Origin of the sequence: Methanolobus chelungpuianus (assembly GCF_024500045.1) — an archaeon.
Classification (GTDB): domain Archaea; phylum Halobacteriota; class Methanosarcinia; order Methanosarcinales; family Methanosarcinaceae; genus Methanolobus; species Methanolobus chelungpuianus.
The window spans coordinates 729138-748152 of the sequence record NZ_JTEO01000004.1 but is presented as its reverse complement, the minus strand read 5'-3'; the positions used below and the strand labels follow the sequence as shown (position 1 = coordinate 748152).

Sequence of the window (19015 nt, the reverse complement as noted above, 5' to 3'; positions counted from 1 at the left end):
CCTCACATGGGCGTTAAGAGTAAACGACTAATCAGTTGCAGCATCCTTATCCGGATAAGGCAAAGTAACCTTAGAGAGAACCTATTCTTTCATGCGTATCGGTATTTGAAAATAACATCTCGCAAACCTGAAGGATGCGTATGCATCGGAAAAGAAGCCAGCAAGGTCTAAAACAGTATTCAGGGGGCACTAGAGTTGAAGCATACATTGATTTCAAGAAGTTTCAGGTATGAGTACCCGGGTTATTGCCAAAAGATGCGAGATTAATACATATTAAGGATAGGAGTACTTTATTGCAAGGTCTGACATGAATATCAATGCAATCCAGGAGGCTTAAAACCAGCCTTCAGTTACTGGTTTTGATCTCTCCAGATAATAATTAAAAAGTTCTTTCGCCCATTCAATTGAACGCGGGTCAGAGCAAAAAATATACTTACTCTCGTACTCACCAGTTTGTTTTAGCAGGCGTAGGATGAAGTAATGATTATTGTATGCAAAAGAGAGCACGTCTATACCTTCAGGATATATATAAAAATGGAACAAATGGCTTCTAAGGAATTCTGCAAAGAATTCATATTCTTTAGTCTGAATTATATCAAACAGACTTTTGGTAATAATGAAATTTACATTCACTCCGTTATCAAGCATTTGGGAAATCACACTTTGGACAGTAGGATTCAGAAAGGTTGTAAATGTCCCGTAAAACTTTGATTCCATGGTAGCTTTATTAAAGGTATCAAATATCCCAGGCGAAGTAATAGTAATAGGATGAATGTTTTCGACAGCATCAAAGAATTCAGTGATTGAAGGAGTTATCAATGCACATTTTTTAAGCTCATTGATTTTTTCTAAGAGAGGAGATGGAATAAAGCTAAGATTATGCGTTCCCCAATAATCAATATCAGTATCAAAAGTGTTTACTGTATTTAATAAGGAAGACATTTTAACGACTATTAGCTTCCCGATAGTGGTTAAGCAATATGTATCTCTGGAATGGGAAATAAGATGGTGCCCTTCAAGTACCTTTAGTTGCGGGAGTAGCGCCTGTCTCGTGGTGCTAAGGGATCTGAGGAGAAATTCCATTTCCTTCGGGCCATCTTTTAGCAATAGGAGAGACCCTTTCCTCTTCTCTGACGCATATATCACATCAAGCAGTGGTTTCTTCATTCAGACCGTCCCCGTCAAGCAATGTCATTCCGGATAGGATTAAACTATATGGCTCCTCGTATTTATAAAAATTTAAATAAAAGTTGCGATATTAATTCAAAAGAGCAGCTACTTTCTTGACACCCTTTACCTTAAAGCCCAAACACCCTTTCTTTACTTTTTTTGTTAGAGTCGTTCAAAGCACTCCTGTATAAAAGAAAGATTAGAATGCAGGGCAGATGAATACTATTCAAACTTGGATCAGACTTTGTATTAATTGTTATGTCCAGGATTAAATTTGTATAAATAGCAGTAGGATGTAATTTCAACGTGGAGTGGAGTTAAACTTAATTACATGTGTACCTGAGGATGCATATCTATGAAAAAAACGATGGTTGATGTTATCTTTATGTCCGAGAAAAGAAAGAATACCTTGCTATTATTGCAAGATGGCCCAAAGGAGATGGAATATCTTCTCAATTCTCTGGACACAACAAGAACAGCATTACTTCCTCAGATAAAGGTCCTGGAGGATCATTATCTTGTTTCTCACAAAAAGGACATATATCAGCTGACAACTGTCGGAAGGCTTATCGTTAACGATATGTCCCCTCTTATAAACACTATTGAAGTCCTGGATATGGATATTGATTACTGGGAGTCGCATGACCTGGAGTTCATCCCTCATTCTTTCCTAGAAAGAATCGATGAACTCAGAAGTTGTAAAGTTCTTAGTCCCACTATAGCAGAACTGTTCGAGATCAATAAGGACTTTGTGAAAAGCGCTTCCAAATCAAGTCACATTTACTTATTGACCACGATAATGCATCCGGAGTTTCCTTCCCTTCTCTCAGAGTTCATCAAGGACAATAGGAAAGTTACGATGATAGTAACCAGGGAATTATATGCCAGGTTCACACAGGAACTTTATGACTCGTTTAAAGGATTTATTGCTCACGGCGGAGTCAGGTTTTTCATATATCAGGGAGATTTGAGAGTAACAACACTGTCAATAACGGATTCTTGTTTTATCCTGAGGCTGCTTTCAAAGAACAAGGATTTCAGTTACAAGCAATTATTATGCAATGACCCTCGGTCCTATCAGTGGAGCAGGGACCTTTTTGATCATTACCTGGGAGGTTCCATACCGATCACTGAGGTATGACCGTTATTATAATTTATCTCTCGGTTAATTCCATTTTTCTGAAATAGTATTTTGTGATATGCCCAGTTCAAAATATCGCTGGTTCAAGATCGATCTAAACTTCATTTATTCGTGTGGAGTCCTTCAGATAGTGGTTAAAAAGCTCTATTCCCCATTCAACAGCAGTCCGGCTATTGCACAGGATACGGCTGTTATCAAAAAAACCATCTGTCCGTAATGAAGTCAGCATTAAGTAATGTTTACTTACTCCTAAAGACATGAAACCTAGATCTTTAGGATGTAAATAGAAGTGGAATTTATTTGTATCGATCAGACTGTTAAATATTTTGTTATAGTTGTCTGTCATATCGGTCAATAAGTCCTGGGAAAGGATAAAGTGTATTTCAACATCATTCTGAAGCAGGTCAGCAAATAGTTCGACAAAGTTCGGGTGAAAAAACGTGTTTATGCTATAAAGAATACCAGAATCCTTTGAACTTTCGTGGAACTTTCTAAGTATGTAATGTGTTTCCGGAACAGTAGGAATTATAGTATTGCACTTCCCGATCTCACCTATTCGTTCCAATAGATGAGACGGGATGAAGTCAAGAATATGGCTTCCCCAGTAATCAATGTCTGCTCCTAATGCATCGACTGTCCTTAACAAGGGGCTCATCCGGTTAACTATGAGTTTCCCTATAGGCGTCAGTTCGTAAGTGTCTCTATCGTGGGATACAAGCTGATGTTCTTCCAGTATCTTCATCTGAGGAAGTAATGCGGTCCTTGTTGTGTCCAGAGAATTGAGAAGATATTCCATCTCCCTTGATCCATCCTGCAAAAGAAGGAGAACGTCCTTTCGCTTCTCTGATGCAAATATCACTTCGATTAATGGCTTTTTCATAGAGACGCATCCCAATAAGTTGTAATTGGAGCTAGCAAAAATGATTATGCTGATATTCTACTTATATTAAATTAAATAGATGCCTTTTTATTTTTCACGTATTATAAATAAAATTTAAATATTAGTGGCTAACTCTTAACATTATTAAGCTCTTGATTAAGTTAGCATTCCGGGGTAAAAGGGTTATATTTAGTTTTTCTTAAGGTCTTTCTGATGCTAAAAGAGAAGATAGCTGCTTTAGATAGTAATTACTTTTGTTTGTTGATAAAGCCTGTTGCACCAGAAAGATCACGCTTTCAAACATGCATGCCGATCGATTTTCGCATGTCACAAGGGATGTGGCAAATCGCAAGACTTCTGCAAATCACAGCTTTCTTTCAAAATCCATAAGATACTGATATATGCATACCTTTGTAGAAGTAATTACCAGGGAGCCATGTACCGTGGTTGTTGACAGTTCACCATGGTTTGTGTTATGTATTTTCAGACAAATCTGGATTTGCAGTAACGATCTATAAAATAACGCATCTTCAAGCGACTAGTTTTAGGTCATTTGAATAAGGCATTAATTGGCTAGACGCTAAGATACGGTTATAGGGTGTGTAATATGGAAAGCAAAATGTACAGGAAAATAATGGTTGCAACTGACGGTTCTGAAAATGCTAACAACGCAGCTCTTTCGGGGATCGAGATCACAAGGCTGAGCGGGGCTAAACTTTATGCAGTGAATGTGATGCCAACGATACCACACCTTTCTTACTTCGGAGTACCTATAGAGCCATCCAGAAATGTGTCTCCGGCTGAGCATGATTTGCATGATCAACTTGAAGAGGATGGCAGGAAGGCACTTGGAGCCGTAAAAGAAATGGGGGACAGGGCAGGTGTACAGATAGAAACTGTACTGCTTGAAGGTCATCCTGGTTCTGAGATCATAGGTTTTGCCGAGAAGAACGATATTGACCTGATCGTAATGGGCACTTTGGGCAGGACAGGTCTGGAGAGAGTGATTCTTGGTAGTGTGGCCCTGGACGTTGCCAGACATGCAAGGACAAGAGTTATGATAGTCAAATGACCCCTTTTTCAGGGGTCCTCCATTAAGCGCAGAAATGCTCACAAAGCCACACATAACAATGTTGTTAATCACAAGAGTTCACAAAGAATACTCCAATTTGTTTTAATCCTCTGTGTTCTCTGTGAACTCTTGTGGTTCAAATGAGGAGGCAGGTTTTCTACATAGCCAGTCAGTGATTGGCATTTAAACGAGTATAAATAGCAGCAGGCACATAACTACCATGGCAGGGTAGAAATAAGAGAGTTCGGATTTACAGAGAGGATGAGCAGCGGATGAAAAAGTCACTACTTGATATAATATTTGCGTCTGACAAGAGAAAGAATGTCCTCCTTCTTTTGCAGGATGGAGTGAAGGAGATGGATGACATTCTCGTCTCGCTTAAAACGAATAGGCAGTCGCTGCTTCCTCAGATGAGGATGCTCGAAGAGCATTATCTCGTTTCACACACCCTGGATCGCTATGAACTGACAACCATTGGAAAACTGGTCGTTGATGAGATGGCCCATCTGCTGGGTATAATCCAGCCTTTTGAGAACGATATTGACTACTGGGGAAGCCGCAACCTTGATTTTATCCCCTCCCATCTCTTCGGGAAAATATACAAGCTGCGAAATTGCGAAATAATAAATCCTGACCTTACAGAACTATTCTCTATCCATAAGTCCCTTAACCCCGGTTATAGCTTATCCAGGTCGGTTTATACGGTTACTACTATACTATATCCTAATTTTGAGCCCATAATCAAAGAACTGCTGGAATCTGGCCTTACATTACACTACATATTTTCTCGTGAGGTCTTTGACAAGATCAAAGCAGAATATCAGGCGGTATTTGCGGATTTAATTAAGAATGAATCCTTTAACATGTATGTCTACAATAAAAATATGGATTTACTGTACTTCACATTTGACGATACTCACTCCCTTACATGCATGTTAAAGAACAACGGAGAGTTTGACCACAGGTTCATGCTATGCAGAGGTCATGACCCGGTTGACTGGAATCGAGAGCTTTATGAGTACTATCTGAAGGATTCCGTTCCTGTAAGAGAGATCTGACTTCGTTGGCCGGTTTTGTTTTATAAAGTGCTCATTTAAGCACTAAGATCAGACTGAAAACGCCTTGATAGGGACACTTATAAAAAAGCCGGTCATATCTCCGATATCTGAACAGACTTTCCTAAGTAGTGGTCATAAAGCTCTTTTGCCCATTCGTGACTTTCCTCTGAGTTACAGATGATATACCTGTTGCCGAACTCGCCGTTATTTTTCAGCAGGCGTACAAAAGTATAATAGTCATTATACACAAGAGCGATGAAATCCGGTTTTTCGGGATACACAAACAAGTGGAATAATTCACTTTTCATAGTCTCTTTAAGTAGCATCGACTCTTCTGCTTTGAATCTGTCAAGTACGTCCTGCGGTATTATCATGTATATATTTACATTGTTTGAGACCATCTTTGCAAAGAACTGAGGAAACAAAGGATGATAGAAAGTCACAAACCCATGATGTGATCCTGATATAGGCGATGTGCTCAGGATCTCTTCATTGAGATTAAACACGTCAGCAAAAGAGGGAGTCACGATCCTGCATTTCCGAAGCTGGCCTATTCTTTTCAGGAGATGAGGTGGAAGGAAATCCAGCTTATGGTCCCCCCAGTAATCGATATCCTCATCAAGAACCTCAGTAGCAGCCAGCAAAGAGGACAAACTATCGACGAGCAGCTTGCCAATAGGTGTCAGTTCATAGCGATCCAGGATATGTGAAACGAGATAATGCTCTTCGAGTATTCGTATCTGAGGAAGTAATGCAGTTCTCGTTGTGTTCAAAGCACTGAGAAGATTCCCCATCTCTTTCGCTCCGTCCTGCAAAAGAAGGAGAACATTCTTTCGCTTGTCAGATGCAAATACAACGTCAAGTAATGGCTTCTTCAATTGCTGCACATCCTTGCTGGAATAACGATCCCATACATTTCATATCAGACACAGTAATTTAAGCAAATTAGAGATGCGTCTCATAATATTTATACTCATTTAAATAAAATAAGGATCTAACTTTGGACACAAAGAACCTGATAACAGATAATATGTAACTATCCGCCTCACAAACTTAAATCCCCTGAATCGCTCCCACACCCCTGCAAGCGGCGCAGAACCACGGCCCTACAGACGATGATGCACACATCAATCGGTTATTGGGATTGAATCCTTGAGGTAGTGATCGAAAAGGTCCTTATTCCACCCGCGAGCTTCGGGAGTGCAGCAGACAAGTTGTTTATTACTGAACCCGCCACCTATGGTGAATAGCCTCAGGACTGCACAATCATCGCTAAGTGATAAGGAGAGGAATTTGAATTCCCCTGGGTAAAGGTAGAACCTAACTCTGCCGGTGGATATGAACTTATTAAAGCTCACATGTGATTCCCTCTTCATCTTGTCCAGCAGCTCCCGGTTCACGATGATCGAAACATCAATGTTGTTCTCGACGAACTGTCGCAGTATCTGGGAGAAATTGGGTTGCATAAAAGAAGATATGAAGAACAGTGAGCCGGATCTTTTAGCACTTTCAATGAAATCCATGTTCATCTCATACAGGTTCATCAGGCTGGGCTGGACTATACTGCAACCCCTGATATCACTGATCCTTTCCAGAAGATGAGCCGGAATAAAGTCGATCCAATGCTTTCCCCAGTAATCGACATCATTATCCAGAACTGCGAGAGTTCCCAGAAGAGGCCCCATTTTATCAGCTATCAGCCTACCGATAGCTGTCAGTTCGTAGGAGTCATTAGAGCCAGCGACAAGATGATGATCTTCCAGGATCCTGATCTGTGGAAGTAATGCCTGCCTTGTCGTATCCAGTTCCCTCAGAAGGACTTTCATTTCCAGAGGGCCTTTTTGCAGGAGCAGGATCACCCTATTCCTTTTCTCTGATGCGAATATCACATCAAGCAGCAACTTTTTCATATGCGGCACAACCTCGGGAAAGCATATTCGTATAACATTCCTGCAAACAATATGTAACTTGTATTATTTATATGGAACAGCCATCATAAAACATTAAACAGGCCTGTTTTAATATGCTGTGAAATTTCAATATCATTAAAAGATCATTGATAAACAAAACACAATATAGTTCATGACATTAAGAAAGGTTCAGGTTATATAAAAAAAGGACTTACTATATGTTGCGGGCGAAGGGGTGCTCGCAAATGGGGAGCGGAATGACAGAGAGATGCTGGGGAACATCTCGGATCCGTTAAGAAGAGAGGCGCCTTAAAGCGTGGTGGTTTCCAGGCGCCTCATTCTACTACATAAATACAAAGCTTATGAACACGTCAGGATATGGGATATCCCGCTTTGCAGGAACAGAGACAGGCTAAAGCGTCATTATTTCCAGCCATCTCAGATGATCTTATACACTCAGCGCTTGAGTGTGATTATAAGTATAAAAAAGGATTCCCACTACTGTCCATGCCTTCCTTCCAGGGGTATTTCCCTGATGGGACATCTGCAGAATTGCCTCTATGTCTTGTTGAACGTGAGTCTCGTGTCATAAGCTTATATTTCAGTCACCGGTACAGCATCCTTCAGGTAGTGATTAAAAAGCTCTTTTCCCCATTCAAGTGCAGAAGGACTGGAGGATATTACGTATTTCTGGTCCGGCTCGCCTGTTTTTGTGAACATTCTCATCATGAAGCTGAAGTCGTTGTATCCGAATGCCATAAAGTCCATCCTGCCCCGATATACAAAGATATCAACTGTGTCACTATTTAAGAGGCCCCTGTATTTGTCATCCCTGGTCTGTCTCATTTTTTCAAGAAGCTCCGGGGAAACCACCAGACACATCTTCACTCCTTGCTGCTTGAAGTCGGCAAGTATGGATGGGAAATTTGGAAAGAGGAATGTAGTGACTGAAATCTGGCTCTTTGACCTCTTTCCACTCTCTACTGCCTGTTTGCTGGGAGAATAACTCTCTGCGGGAGGGATGTTTGAAACGACCGTGCATGGACCTATCTCACGAAGCCTTAGGAGCAAGTGAGGAGGAATGAAACCCATTTCCCTCTCTCCCCAGTAATCCATGCTGCTGTCGAATACGCCAAGCGTACCTATCAGAGGCTTCATTTCTTCTGCAATCAGCTTTCCGATGGTGGTCAGCTCATAAATGTCTTTTTTTTGCCTTACAAGGTTGCTTTCTTCAAGAACGCGGATCTGTGGAAGTAGGGCTTGTCTTGTAGTCTTAATGGACCTCAGAAAAGTCTCCATTTCGGCAGGACCTTCAAGTAGCATTAAAAGCACATTTTTCCGTTTTTCAGAAGCAAATATGGTCTCTAGCAAATCTTTCTTCATGCTGGAACCTCCGGCCTGGCATATACTCTTATGTATTATGTCTATGTATTTAACTCTGAATATCCTCCGGATTCAGTACGCGGGATTATAATCTTAAATGCCCTCTCAACTTTTAATGCCGTTAGAACATTACCTGCCAGCAAATTACATAGTCGTTCGCGAGATTAAGAACAGGTTAGGTTATATAAACAAAGCACCTATAAGGCAGTGCGAGTATGGGTCACTCGCAAGCCTAAGAAGAAATATTGGGGAATATTTCGGATTCGTAAGGAGAGAGACACCTTAAAGCGTGGTGGTTTCCAGGTGTCTCGAACTACCTTATTCGCACTGAGCCTAAAACTGCCCTCCTTCTATAAAAGGCGTTCTGATCAGGATTCAGGATTTCCTGCAGAGGGCATTTTCACAGCGTTACTCCTGAAATGTTGCCTTAATGGCTCCATTAATCTGTTAACAGCACAGAATCCTCAAATAATGTCGATTATAGCATCTCATTCAGCGCTTAACCCAGGATTGCTGACCTGCCATATATCGCTGACAGGGACTGCATCTTTCAGGTAGTGCCCGTAAAGTTCCTTTCCCCACTCCAGTGCACCCGGATTCTCAGAAAGGATGTGCTTTTTGTCAAAATCCCCATCGGTCTTTATCGGATTCAGCAATAGCTGATAGTCATTATATGCAAAGGACAGGAAACCCATTTCACCGGGGTAAATTGAAATTTTGATCAGGCCTGTCTTGCTCAGTTCCCTGAGTCCTGGATCGTTATCGGTTCTTATTTTATTGAGCAGTTCATCAGTGATAATTAAATTAATTTCCACATTATTTGATATCAGCTCCGACAAGAGCATGGGATAGTTAGGGTACAGGAAGGTCGTGATCCTGAAGAGGGAACGTGATCTTTTTGAAGTCTCATGGAATTCATTATTGACCTCAAAGATCTCTGTGATGGAGGGACTTACCACCCTGCATATTCCGAGTTCATTTATCCTTGCCAGAAGGCGAGGAGGGACAAAATCCAGCTTATGCGTTCCCCAGTATTCTATATCCACATCCAGGACATCAACAGTATCCAGCAGGGACCTCATTTCATTAACGATCAGTTCCCCGATCTTTGTGAGGGCGTAGATATCATCATAATGAACAACAAGAAAAGATTCTTCAAGCACTCTCATCTGGGGAAGCAACGCAGTCCTTGTTGTCTTTAGCTTATCAAGGATTGACTGGGTTTCCTTCGGACCTTCCTGCAGCAATAATAGCACATTCTTTCGTTTTTCAGACATGAACAATACATCAACCAACGTTTTTCTCATCTCAGTACATCCTCTCAGGTAATCGTAATTTCAATACTCTCCACTCCAACAACATAGAGAATATGCCAATTGTATTTATAATGAATTAAATAAAGACAGGACTATAGATTATTATTCATGAATATAAAAAAGTATAAAGCCCGGATTTTAGTAACTTTCTGTGAATCCCTATCCGAGGACGTATGTCCTGAAGATCACATTTCCCAGAATATCCTTGTACCTTTGACCGTGCCGATACTTTTAAAGAAACCCTTTAAACGCTTATCCTTTCTCAGCTCGTAGAACTCATACTCGGGGGTGTCGGTATAATATATTGAGATCGACCCGTATTCCCGGTCCGGCAATATATAGGCAACCTTGTCGTTGCTATCCAGCTCCCCAAGCGGGTTCTCGGCGCCTGTACAGTCGATGAAGACCAATCCCTTATCTGCTGTTTCAAAGGCGTTTATAGCATGTCCGTTCTGCCTGTCATGAAAGCTGACAGATACATAAGCTGCCCTGAAGCCCCTGCGCTCGGCATTATTGTGCAGCCGTTCTGCAAAATCGATGCAATTGAAACTATCGAGCTGATACAGGATGCGATCGGTATCATCTTCTTCCAGGAACCCCATCAGCTCTTCCCATGTGGGATTGCGTGCCGATGGATTGTCTACGAGTATGACAGGCGAACCGGAAACCTTATATGCATTAAGTCTTGGCTTGTTCTTAGCCTGTTCACTCTCGCTGAACTCCTCGGAGTATACAAGACCTGCCAGAAGTATAACTACCAGAACAGATAAGAGAATGCAAAAAGCTTTGGTGTATGTGGTCTTAAGCCATCTTTTCAAGCTACCACCCGGACGTTTTTAACTGCAAAAATAAATAGGCGCTATAATATATAATCTTAATTATCTTAAAAAATTAAGTATTACATAGTGTGGCTGGCAGGAGGTCCCCGTTACTGGATTCTCCATACTGAATCCCCACTGCTAACTGCCAGGCACCTATCAGTGGACCCTGTAAGTGGATTTCCACAAACGGGCCCATTTCTCTTTCTTATAGATGCATTTTAACTATTCTGGGATCATATCCCGCTTATGAGTGTGGAGTTATGCCTGAAATGCTCGAACAACTCCCTCCCCCAGTTAAGAGCACCCGGGTCACAGCAGACAAGTTGTGTATTATCACAGGTCCCCTCCTTTGTCAGCATCTCGAGCAGGAGGCAGAAATCGTTCTGAACAAAAGTTATGAAAGGCATCCTTTTGGGGTACAGGTAAAACTCAGTTCCATCTGTCCCCAGATATTGCTTAAAGTCTTCATAACGTTCTTTTTTAAGATAGTCCATCAGCTCGGAAGAGATAATAAATGACATCCTGACTCCCCTTTGGGCCAGATCTGAGAACAGCATCCGGAAGTCTGACTTGAAGGAGGAGGACACTTCAAAAAAGGATCCCGATTCCAGCGATCTGTTGTGCACATCCCTGTTAAACTCATGCATTTCCTGCAGTGAAGGCACAACCACACTACATTCCCCAAGTTCCTGCAGTCGTTTCATCAGATAGGGAGGGATAAAGTCGATATTATGCCTGCCCCAGTAATCGATATCAACATCCAGTACTTTAATAGTGCCTAACAGAGGTATCATCCTGTCAGCGATCAGCCTGCCGATAGCTGTCAGCTCGTATGTGTCCTTATTGTGGGATACGAGACAACTGTTCTCAAGTATCCTGATTTGCGGAAGGAGTGCCTGCCTGGTTGTCCGGAGTGACTTGAGAAGAGCCTGCATCTCCTTGGAGCCGGTATACAGGGAAAGAAGAACTCCTTTTCTCTTCTCTGACATGAACACAATATCCAAGAGCTCCATCATTAGTATCACATTTTCCGGCATGTTGATCCAGGCATTTTCCTGGAAATCCCAGTGGATATATGTCACAGGCCTATTTAAAATAATTTAGGATATTTCATAAAGTTAAAAACAGATATATAATTCATGCTTCTTACATAAACTATGAAAACAGGCCCGGAGCAGAGCCCTGCATAACTCGCTTTCTTATGTGAACGGCGGTATCAAAATTAGAAAAAGCAAGCAAGATCTGCCTGCTTTAAAACATCGTTGCAGCTTCAACTTTTTTGTTCCTGCTGCTTGAAATCCATATACTTGCTTGCGATCTCCTCTGCCTGTGAGTCGCTCAGCACGCTTCGGGATTTCTCGAATATCTCCGATTCTTCTTCCTTTACATGGTGCTCGACTGTCTCTTTCAGGACCTTCATCTTGGCAAGCCATCTTTTATCATCCGCAGGAGTCTTCTCGAGCTCGGAGAGCAACATTTTAGCAACATGGTGCTCTTCATAACCCTCAAGAGTCACTTCGGTGGCCTCTTTCTTGTTCTCAAGCTGAGGATAATACAGTTTTTCCTCCCCTGTCATGTGGATATCCAGTTCCGACTTGAGCTGCATGAAAACATCCTTTGAATTGCTGCTTATCGCTTCATCGAACAATTGCATGACCCTCTCATGTTCTTGCTTCAGTATATCATATATCTTTTCCATCAAATACCCCCTTCGAAATACGGATAGCAGGAGCTGCACAGGTTAAGGCCTAGGTTACCGAATGATATGACTGCACATCCAGTGATGGCTGTCCGCCCGCCTGTGAACCCGTCCACTTCCCTTTAACAGGTTTAAGTACACTGCTATTTATCCCTATTCATTCCTCTTGATAACTATATTATCTCAAAGCTGCAAGAGTTACACCAGATGCCTCTCTCGGTACACCTGCCGATACCGGTCATAGAGTGTCACATTCAGTGTCAGCAGCAATATAAAGAACAGCGTGTTTGTAAGATTGATTGCACCTTCATAGCTGCGCAGAAGGAAGATGTAGAACAGTACTGTCAGGAGATTGGCAAATGCCATGAATATGAATTCCCTTATGATGGACTTCCAGTGCGTCCCACGCCGGGCAAGCCACTGGCTCAGTGCGGTATTTACAATGATTATGAATGCTGTGGCTATGGCTATCTGGAGACTGGTGGCCCTTACGCCGGGCAGCATATTTGCAAAAATTGTGCCCAGGAGGGATACAAACACTATCTTCTCCTTCAGGGCGCTGTTAAAGAAGCTTTCCTGCCGGGCCCTGTGTTCTTTCAGAGAGGTGTCCGCAGGAATGGACTCTGCAGCTATGGCAAGTCCTTCCTTTGCAGGAGGGAAAGATCTGATCATATGGAGTGAAATCATAACCAGGATCGCCGCCCAGGCAGCAAGCACGAGTGCTGCTGGCGGGTATGCTCTTATCAGGTCCGTAGTGTCCAGCTGAGCTACATGTATCCAGTATTCCTGGGGCAGCTTGATGACTATCCATATGAGGGCTGTGACAACAATTACCTGCCTCCGCGTCAGGGACGCCGGGTCCCACTTAAGGCGCACGGCTTCGTAAAAGATGAAGAAATACTCAAAAGTGTTGGGGAAAACAAGCAGCAATGCCCGCACCTGTGTTAATTCGAAGGCTACCACTCCCACAAGGCGGTAGTAGAAAAGAAAGCGGCCCACTCTGAAAGCATAGCTGTTGGTCCAGTTGCGCATCGTTGAAAGATATGTGATGGTCAGATAGTATATGTCAAGGGCCTTGTCATAACTCTGGTAACCTTCCAGAGGTAAGCTTGTGAATAACTGGAATATAGTCTGGTCAACACCGTCCAGGATCAGGGCTGCCACTACACCGGGAAGAGGGTACCGAGGAATAACAAGCGGTAAAAAGAAACGGGCCATAACCACGGCCCAGAATACAAGCATGTCAAAACTGTCAGTCAATTTATGCTTCCTTCTCTCGATGCGTGCGCTTAAGTGAAGCGACTCAGCTTATCAAAGTTGTATGAAGTATTCTCTGCATATTGCATGATATCTGCTTGAAAGATGCTGATGTTTGTGTGGGCCAGTAACAGAACTGGCCACAGCAACAAGTGTTATTCACATGATCAGCATTCTTCTTCCCGGGAAGAACCTCTTCTTCTGGAGCGGCTGCTCTCGGCTCCGGCCCTGCCAGCCGTGGCCTGGCTGCCACCGCCTGCTCCGCCTTCAGGCATGGATCTGCTGCTGAACTCCCGGTGGCTTTCATCAGGGAATGATCCTTCCTGCGTACCCCCTTCCCTTGAGCGGCTCTCTACTCCTGCTCTTCCTGCAATGGCCTGGCTTCCTCCCCCGGCTCCACCCTCAGGCATGGACCGACTGCTGAATTCCTTATGGCTCTCATCAGGAAATGTTCTCTCGCCAGTGGAGCCCTCATCACGATGGACTTCAGCCCCTGCTCTTCCTGCTATGGCCTGGCTGCCACCGCCTGCTCCGCCTTCAGGCATGGACCTGCTGCTGAACTCCCGATGGCTTTCATCAAAGCCCTCTCTTCTTCCTTCGGACCGTTCGCTCCTGCCTGTTCTTTCGCCCCCGGGCGCTCTTTCGGACACCTCGGTGCCTTCCTTTACCCTGCTCACGACTTCAGGCACCATGTCAACTATCCGGCTGAAGGTGTGCCTTCCGGATACTGTCAGCAGGCGGACATCGTCCTTGGATATGACAACAAAGCCAATAGGCTCCATATTCACTCCCGCGTAGCCTCCGGCTGCGAATCCCATCTGGCCTGCCTGCCCGTCACGCTCCCCTCCGGCACTTCCGAAACCGGCAGAAACTCTGATAATAGGCATCACGGTTTTCCCGGCGGAGGTAACTGGGTCACCTATAAGTGTTTTCGTGTCTACGATACTTTCAGTCTCTTTGGTGATCTCTCTCATGAGGTCTTCTAATCCCATCTCATACTCCCCTTTGCGTTACACTTTTTGTGTATATGTGATATATGTGGCTTCTAGTTTAAAAGTGAATCTGAATTGTATAATTTCATTATGAATGTATCTCCTGCAAGAAAAGGACATTTGCCGGAGGAAGTATAGATCGCATGAGTGCCACATGAATGCGGAAGTTCGGAAGTGCATGAAAAAAGAAGGAAACATTTTTTTGAGATCGTTAGGATACAAAGGGAAATGTAAAGACAAAACCATTACACAGGCTTATCCAATCAGTTAATCGACAGGAAGTCAATACAACAGGAAGTATAAAATAAAAGGGGGACCACAATTGTTCTCCGTCTTTTTCTAAGGCATTCTTAGCTCGAAATGGCTTACGCCAGGAAAATCATGCTGGAATATATCCTTAGCTTCTGTTGTTGTTTCTGCGTGCACAGGTACTTCTCTCAGCACCTTATTGTTTTCGTCTTCCCAGAACCTAACCCAAAAACACATAGTTAATCCCCTCTTTCTTATTTGTTTCAGTAACACAGGAGCAACATCCTATGTATCCGGAGTTGCCCGTTCATATCCATCATCCGCAGATAATGGTTTGTGGTATAATATAGATCAAGCTCCCCCGCGCCATGATCTATATGAAATACTATCAAACCATCTTATTTAATTATACCTTTGCTTAATTTAATGAGCTCTTTTAATTTTTGCTTACTTCTATACGGGACATAAGCTCAAAAGAGTGCAATATTATGCTGCAATTCAGATAATATCTGTCAGCCCTTATGCTTCTGACAAATCACTTAAGTATCCTGTTCCCAATATGTACATGTGGGACGGAACAGGGAGCCATATAGAGTTGTAAAATGCCACTTACTACAACCTGGTTCTGTTTTGCAGTAATGGAGCGAATATTATGGAACGTTATACACCGGAAATATCCGATAGTATCTTCTGGGTCGGTTCAAAAGACTGGAACCGGCGCATGTTCGACGCTTTAATACCGCTGCCTGATGGCACCAGCTACAATGCCTACCTTATAAAAGGAAGCAGGGGAACTGCGCTTATAGACAGCGTGAACCCGGGATTCGAGGGCGAGCTCCTGGATAAGCTACGCAGCCTCACTGATGCGGAAGTACTGGACTATGTAATAATGAACCATGCAGAGCCGGATCACGCCAATGCCATTAAGGCCGTGATGGATGTTTCCAGCGAAGCAAAACTCGTAACAACCCGAAAAGGGGCCAGAATGGCACAGGTGTTCTACAAGATACCCGAGCAGCGGCTGGTGATTGTAAAAGATGGCGATACGCTGGAGCTTGGTGGCAGGACACTGCATTTCATAGAAGCTCCCTGGCTGCACTGGCCCGAGACCATGTTCACCTACGTGGAGGAGAATAAGGTCCTGTTCCCATGCGACTACTTTGGTGCGCACACAGCAGCCGGTTTTTATGATGATGAAGTCGAAAACCTGATACCGGTAGCTAAAAGATACTTCGGTGAGATCATGATGCCCTTCAAAGGAAAGGGGGCGCAGGCCCTTGAGAGGATAAGCGGCCTGGATATCTGCATGATTGCCCCGAGCCATGGCCCTATATACAGGAATCCTGAAAGGATACTGGATATGTATCGCATATGGACTGCAGGGGAGACCCAGGAGAAAGCCATACTGGTGTATGCCAGCATGTGGGGTGCCACTGAAAAGATGATCAAGGCCATGGCTGAAACACTGATGTCCGAAGGGATACAGATAAGCTATTTCAACCTCCTCAACTCCGACATAGGTGATATCGCCAGGGAGCTTGTGGATTCCAGGGCTATCGTGCTTGGAACTCCCACGGTCCTTGGGGAGATGCATCCGCTTGCAGTCTATGCCACTCATCTTGTTAAGATCCTCAAGCCGCCTCTCCGGTATGGGGCAGCGCTCAGTTCCTACGGCTGGGGAGGAGGTGCTGTCAGGCAGCTATCGGAAATGCTCAAGCCAACAAAGATAGAGGTGGTGGGCGCGATAGAAATAAACGGCCCTGCCTCGGATGAGGACTTTGCCAACATTGCCAGTCTGGGGAAGGAACTTGCAGCTAAAATAAGGTCCTCCGGGTGAGATTGAAAAACAGAAAAACAGAAAGAAATATAAAAACAACTCTTTTTATGGATTGTATCCGCTTAAAGCAGGATCGGGAAAAAGCAAATAGAATAGTAGGAGGATACATCACACCTCCTCCTATATTACCATCTTTTCAGATTCAGAGAGTATCGTTCTCTTCCTCATCCGGCGTGATGGTGGTAGTAGTTGGCTGATCGCTCTCTACTACGATATCTCCCTCACCGGTAGTATTAAAACCCCTGTCCTCAGCAGTCACATTGGTTCCATTGCCTGCCGGAACAGTGGTGACGGTCTGATTATCGTTCATTGTGCCTGCATTCTCCTCCTCTCCAGGCTCCACGATCACGGTGCCTGAAGTCAGGAAGTCTTCCTCCGAACCGTAGTCAAAGGTTCCGGCTACATCGAACGTGTAGCTGAATGTCTCTCCCGGGCCGAGTATGCCTGAGTCGAAGAAGTCATCATCAGATGTAACTGTAGCATTTTCCTGGCCTGTATTTGTCCAGGTCACGGTATCTCCTGTCATGACTCTGATAGTTTCCGGACTGAAACCGTCCTCGTTAACAGTCACTTCAGTGGTATCGACTACGTCCTGATCCTCCTGGGCCTGATCATCCGTTACAGGCTCCTCCTGCTGATCCGTTGTTTCGTTGTCAGTAGGAGGTACAACGACCGTGTCATTTGTCTCATCTTCAGTTCCTGTATCTGTACAACCGATCGCGAAAAACACAACCAGTAGCACAGCAAGTGATATTACTATTCCTTTTCGCATAAATTAACCCCCATTTATTTAATATGAGATCTTATTATCCTGATTTCCGATGAAAAAAGATTATTCGATATAGATTATCCTTCTTCACTGGCTGTACCGTCCTGATTGACTGCCTGAGCATCAATTGATTCCTCGTCTTCTATGACAGGCACAACCTCTGTATCGTTTACTTCCCCTTCGCTCCCTTTATCGTCTGTCCTCTCTTCACTCCCTGTATCTGTGCAGCCTATCGCGAAAAACACAGCCAAAAGGATGGCAAGTGATATTACTATACTTCTTCGCATAAATTAACCCCCGTTTGTTATGTGTAATGTCATCTGATCTCATGTTGCAGATGAGCTGAATAGGCTTTCTGTTTCAGTGAAAGTAGTATTTGTGAGCAATCAGATGTGTAAAGATATCTCACATGACTGCTTGTTTGCCTCTACTCCCACATGTAATCTTCATTTACATCGTTGCCCCCCTAGCCGTGCACCCGATGGGAAATATACCTATCAGTGTTGCACATCGTTTAATGCTCTTCGCATTAATACCCCCTTACCATAGGTGTATGGTAATTGTAAGTTATAAGTCTTTTTATTCATAAGTTGCATATTTTGGTATTATTATTTCGGATAATTATGACAAAAAGGAGAAATATATTCGCACAACTTTCCCGATTTTACCCTACCAGCCCCGGACATATCTGATTACAAGATACTTCCTTCTACATTGCACATTTCCGAGAAAACATTGTTATCGAAAAGGACTTATTCCTTAGGGGTGGTACTATTTCACGACATTATTAGTTAGGGAGTGGAACAATGGCTGATAAGAATATTAAAGTGCCCGAAAATATCCCGGGTCCGTATTATGTGGATGAAGAATGTATTGCGTGCGAAGTGTGTGTTGATACATCGCCTTCAAATTTCAAAATGACCGATGACGGAACACATGCATATGTTCACAAGCAACCGGAAAATGATGAGGAGAAAGCTGCCAGTGATGAAGCTATGGCAAGCTGTCCGGTAGATGCGATCGGGGATGACGGTTAATATTCCCTCCGCCATGCCACATTTCAGCCGGGAGTTACCCGGAATTTATTTCTTTTATTGCTTAATTGTCAGATTATATCTGTTTGCTTTCTGAAGTAGTCCTTTTTGATCTTATAGAAGAGCAAAGCAGATGCCAGTATAACTGAAATGCTGTTTGCGATTATCAGCGCGTAATCATTGATGACGAGTCCGTGGACCAGCCAGAAGGTCATGCCTGTTGTGGAGCATAACAGCATCATTAAGGATATGTCCTTTGTGGATTTTGTCTTAAGGGCTTTGATGAGCTGAGGAGCAAAAGCTATGGTAGTGAGTGTACCTGCGATGTAACCTATCATAATATCCATTTCGGCGCGATTCTGTTGCTTTCCGGCTGTATATCGGCTTTGAAGATTAAAGGTTATGGGTGGACTCCACATGCATGCAG

19 protein-coding genes are annotated in these 19015 nt (G+C 43.4%); 5 read left to right on the top strand and 14 right to left on the bottom strand.

The annotated features are described in order from the left end of the window. Positions 1-333: 333 nt before the first annotated feature. Entirely contained in the window at positions 334-1167 is an 834-nt protein-coding gene (locus PV02_RS08380; RefSeq protein WP_256622922.1) for a helix-turn-helix transcriptional regulator, read from the bottom strand. A 358-nt stretch (positions 1168-1525) separates the two neighbouring features. Here PV02_RS08380 and PV02_RS08375 point away from each other — a divergent pair, with 358 nt between their 5' ends. Next, a complete protein-coding gene (locus PV02_RS08375; RefSeq protein WP_256622921.1) occupies positions 1526-2311 on the top strand; it encodes a helix-turn-helix transcriptional regulator in 786 nt (261 codons plus the stop codon). A 94-nt stretch (positions 2312-2405) separates the two neighbouring features. Here PV02_RS08375 and PV02_RS08370 read toward each other — a convergent pair whose 3' ends face one another. After that, positions 2406-3191 (bottom strand): helix-turn-helix transcriptional regulator, encoded by a 786-nt coding sequence (locus PV02_RS08370; RefSeq protein WP_256622920.1) that lies wholly within the window; start codon positions 3189-3191, stop codon positions 2406-2408. 607 nt (positions 3192-3798) lie between these two features. Here PV02_RS08370 and PV02_RS08365 point away from each other — a divergent pair. Continuing rightward, a complete protein-coding gene (locus PV02_RS08365) occupies positions 3799-4263 on the top strand; it encodes a universal stress protein (protein WP_256622919.1) in 465 nt (154 codons plus the stop codon). A 272-nt stretch (positions 4264-4535) separates the two neighbouring features. After that, entirely contained in the window at positions 4536-5321 is a 786-nt protein-coding gene (locus PV02_RS08360; RefSeq protein ID WP_256622918.1) for a helix-turn-helix transcriptional regulator, read from the top strand. Between the two features lie 92 nt (positions 5322-5413). Here PV02_RS08360 and PV02_RS08355 read toward each other — a convergent pair whose 3' ends face one another. The 9 genes from PV02_RS08355 to PV02_RS08315 all read right to left on the bottom strand — a co-directional run bounded on the left by PV02_RS08355 (position 5414) and on the right by PV02_RS08315 (position 14699). Then, on the bottom strand, positions 5414-6208 hold the full coding sequence (locus PV02_RS08355) for a helix-turn-helix transcriptional regulator (protein ID WP_256622917.1): 795 nt from the start codon (positions 6206-6208) through the stop codon (positions 5414-5416). Positions 6209-6448: 240 nt separating this feature from the next. Further along, positions 6449-7231 carry a helix-turn-helix transcriptional regulator gene (locus tag PV02_RS08350; protein ID WP_256622916.1) on the bottom strand — a complete coding sequence of 261 codons (783 nt, stop codon included), beginning with the start codon at positions 7229-7231 and terminating at the stop codon, positions 6449-6451. A gap of 594 nt (positions 7232-7825) precedes the next feature. Then, a complete protein-coding gene (locus PV02_RS08345; RefSeq protein WP_256622915.1) occupies positions 7826-8614 on the bottom strand; it encodes a helix-turn-helix transcriptional regulator in 789 nt (262 codons plus the stop codon). A 488-nt stretch (positions 8615-9102) separates the two neighbouring features. Further along, positions 9103-9921 carry a helix-turn-helix transcriptional regulator gene (locus PV02_RS08340; RefSeq protein WP_256622914.1) on the bottom strand — a complete coding sequence of 273 codons (819 nt, stop codon included), beginning with the start codon at positions 9919-9921 and terminating at the stop codon, positions 9103-9105. A gap of 194 nt (positions 9922-10115) precedes the next feature. Beyond that, positions 10116-10748, bottom strand: coding sequence for a hypothetical protein (locus tag PV02_RS08335; RefSeq protein WP_256622913.1), 633 nt, complete (start codon positions 10746-10748; stop codon positions 10116-10118). Positions 10749-10984: 236 nt separating this feature from the next. Beyond that, complete coding sequence (locus PV02_RS13295) at positions 10985-11833, bottom strand: helix-turn-helix transcriptional regulator (RefSeq protein ID WP_256622912.1); 849 nt, start codon at positions 11831-11833, stop codon at positions 10985-10987. Positions 11834-12021: 188 nt separating this feature from the next. Beyond that, entirely contained in the window at positions 12022-12450 is a 429-nt protein-coding gene (locus PV02_RS08325; RefSeq protein WP_256622911.1) for a hemerythrin domain-containing protein, read from the bottom strand. A 198-nt stretch (positions 12451-12648) separates the two neighbouring features. Next, positions 12649-13710, bottom strand: a complete 1062-nt coding sequence (locus tag PV02_RS08320; RefSeq protein ID WP_256622910.1) for a hypothetical protein — start codon at positions 13708-13710, stop codon at positions 12649-12651. A 164-nt stretch (positions 13711-13874) separates the two neighbouring features. Next, positions 13875-14699, bottom strand: coding sequence for a spore germination protein GerW family protein (locus tag PV02_RS08315; protein ID WP_256622909.1), 825 nt, complete (start codon positions 14697-14699; stop codon positions 13875-13877). Between the two features lie 901 nt (positions 14700-15600). On the opposite strand from PV02_RS08315, the gene PV02_RS08310 reads away from it, so the two are divergent. Continuing rightward, a complete protein-coding gene (locus PV02_RS08310; RefSeq protein WP_256622908.1) occupies positions 15601-16785 on the top strand; it encodes an FprA family A-type flavoprotein in 1185 nt (394 codons plus the stop codon). Positions 16786-16927: 142 nt separating this feature from the next. On the opposite strand, the gene PV02_RS08305 is transcribed toward PV02_RS08310, so the two are convergent. Continuing rightward, positions 16928-17557, bottom strand: a complete 630-nt coding sequence (locus tag PV02_RS08305) for a cupredoxin domain-containing protein (RefSeq protein ID WP_256622907.1) — start codon at positions 17555-17557, stop codon at positions 16928-16930. A gap of 74 nt (positions 17558-17631) precedes the next feature. Continuing rightward, complete coding sequence (locus tag PV02_RS08300; protein ID WP_256622906.1) at positions 17632-17841, bottom strand: hypothetical protein; 210 nt, start codon at positions 17839-17841, stop codon at positions 17632-17634. Positions 17842-18360: 519 nt separating this feature from the next. On the opposite strand from PV02_RS08300, the gene PV02_RS08295 reads away from it, so the two are divergent. Further along, a complete protein-coding gene (locus tag PV02_RS08295; protein WP_256622905.1) occupies positions 18361-18591 on the top strand; it encodes a ferredoxin in 231 nt (76 codons plus the stop codon). Between the two features lie 68 nt (positions 18592-18659). On the opposite strand, the gene PV02_RS08290 is transcribed toward PV02_RS08295, so the two are convergent. Beyond that, on the bottom strand, positions 18660-18926 hold the full coding sequence (locus PV02_RS08290) for a SemiSWEET transporter (RefSeq protein ID WP_256622904.1): 267 nt from the start codon (positions 18924-18926) through the stop codon (positions 18660-18662). Positions 18927-19015: the final 89 nt, after the last annotated feature.

Excerpts from the sequence above, each read along its gene's own strand:
- PV02_RS08380 (WP_256622922.1), bottom strand. The coding sequence starts at position 1,167 with ATGAAGAAACCACTGCTTGATGTGATATATGCGTCAGAGAAGAGGAAA.
- PV02_RS08375 (WP_256622921.1), top strand. The coding sequence starts at position 1,526 with ATGAAAAAAACGATGGTTGATGTTATCTTTATGTCCGAGAAAAGAAAG.
- PV02_RS08370 (WP_256622920.1), bottom strand. The coding sequence starts at position 3,191 with ATGAAAAAGCCATTAATCGAAGTGATATTTGCATCAGAGAAGCGAAAG.
- PV02_RS08365 (WP_256622919.1), top strand. The coding sequence starts at position 3,799 with ATGGAAAGCAAAATGTACAGGAAAATAATGGTTGCAACTGACGGTTCT.
- PV02_RS08360 (WP_256622918.1), top strand. The coding sequence starts at position 4,536 with ATGAAAAAGTCACTACTTGATATAATATTTGCGTCTGACAAGAGAAAG.
- PV02_RS08350 (WP_256622916.1), bottom strand. The coding sequence starts at position 7,231 with ATGAAAAAGTTGCTGCTTGATGTGATATTCGCATCAGAGAAAAGGAAT.
- PV02_RS08345 (WP_256622915.1), bottom strand. The coding sequence starts at position 8,614 with ATGAAGAAAGATTTGCTAGAGACCATATTTGCTTCTGAAAAACGGAAA.
- PV02_RS08340 (WP_256622914.1), bottom strand. The coding sequence starts at position 9,921 with ATGAGAAAAACGTTGGTTGATGTATTGTTCATGTCTGAAAAACGAAAG.
- PV02_RS08325 (WP_256622911.1), bottom strand. The coding sequence starts at position 12,450 with ATGGAAAAGATATATGATATACTGAAGCAAGAACATGAGAGGGTCATG.
- PV02_RS08315 (WP_256622909.1), bottom strand. The coding sequence starts at position 14,699 with ATGGGATTAGAAGACCTCATGAGAGAGATCACCAAAGAGACTGAAAGT.
- PV02_RS08310 (WP_256622908.1), top strand. The coding sequence starts at position 15,601 with ATGGAACGTTATACACCGGAAATATCCGATAGTATCTTCTGGGTCGGT.
- PV02_RS08305 (WP_256622907.1), bottom strand. The coding sequence starts at position 17,557 with ATGCGAAAAGGAATAGTAATATCACTTGCTGTGCTACTGGTTGTGTTT.
- PV02_RS08300 (WP_256622906.1), bottom strand. The coding sequence starts at position 17,841 with ATGCGAAGAAGTATAGTAATATCACTTGCCATCCTTTTGGCTGTGTTT.
- PV02_RS08295 (WP_256622905.1), top strand. The coding sequence starts at position 18,361 with ATGGCTGATAAGAATATTAAAGTGCCCGAAAATATCCCGGGTCCGTAT.
- PV02_RS08290 (WP_256622904.1), bottom strand. The coding sequence starts at position 18,926 with ATGATAGGTTACATCGCAGGTACACTCACTACCATAGCTTTTGCTCCT.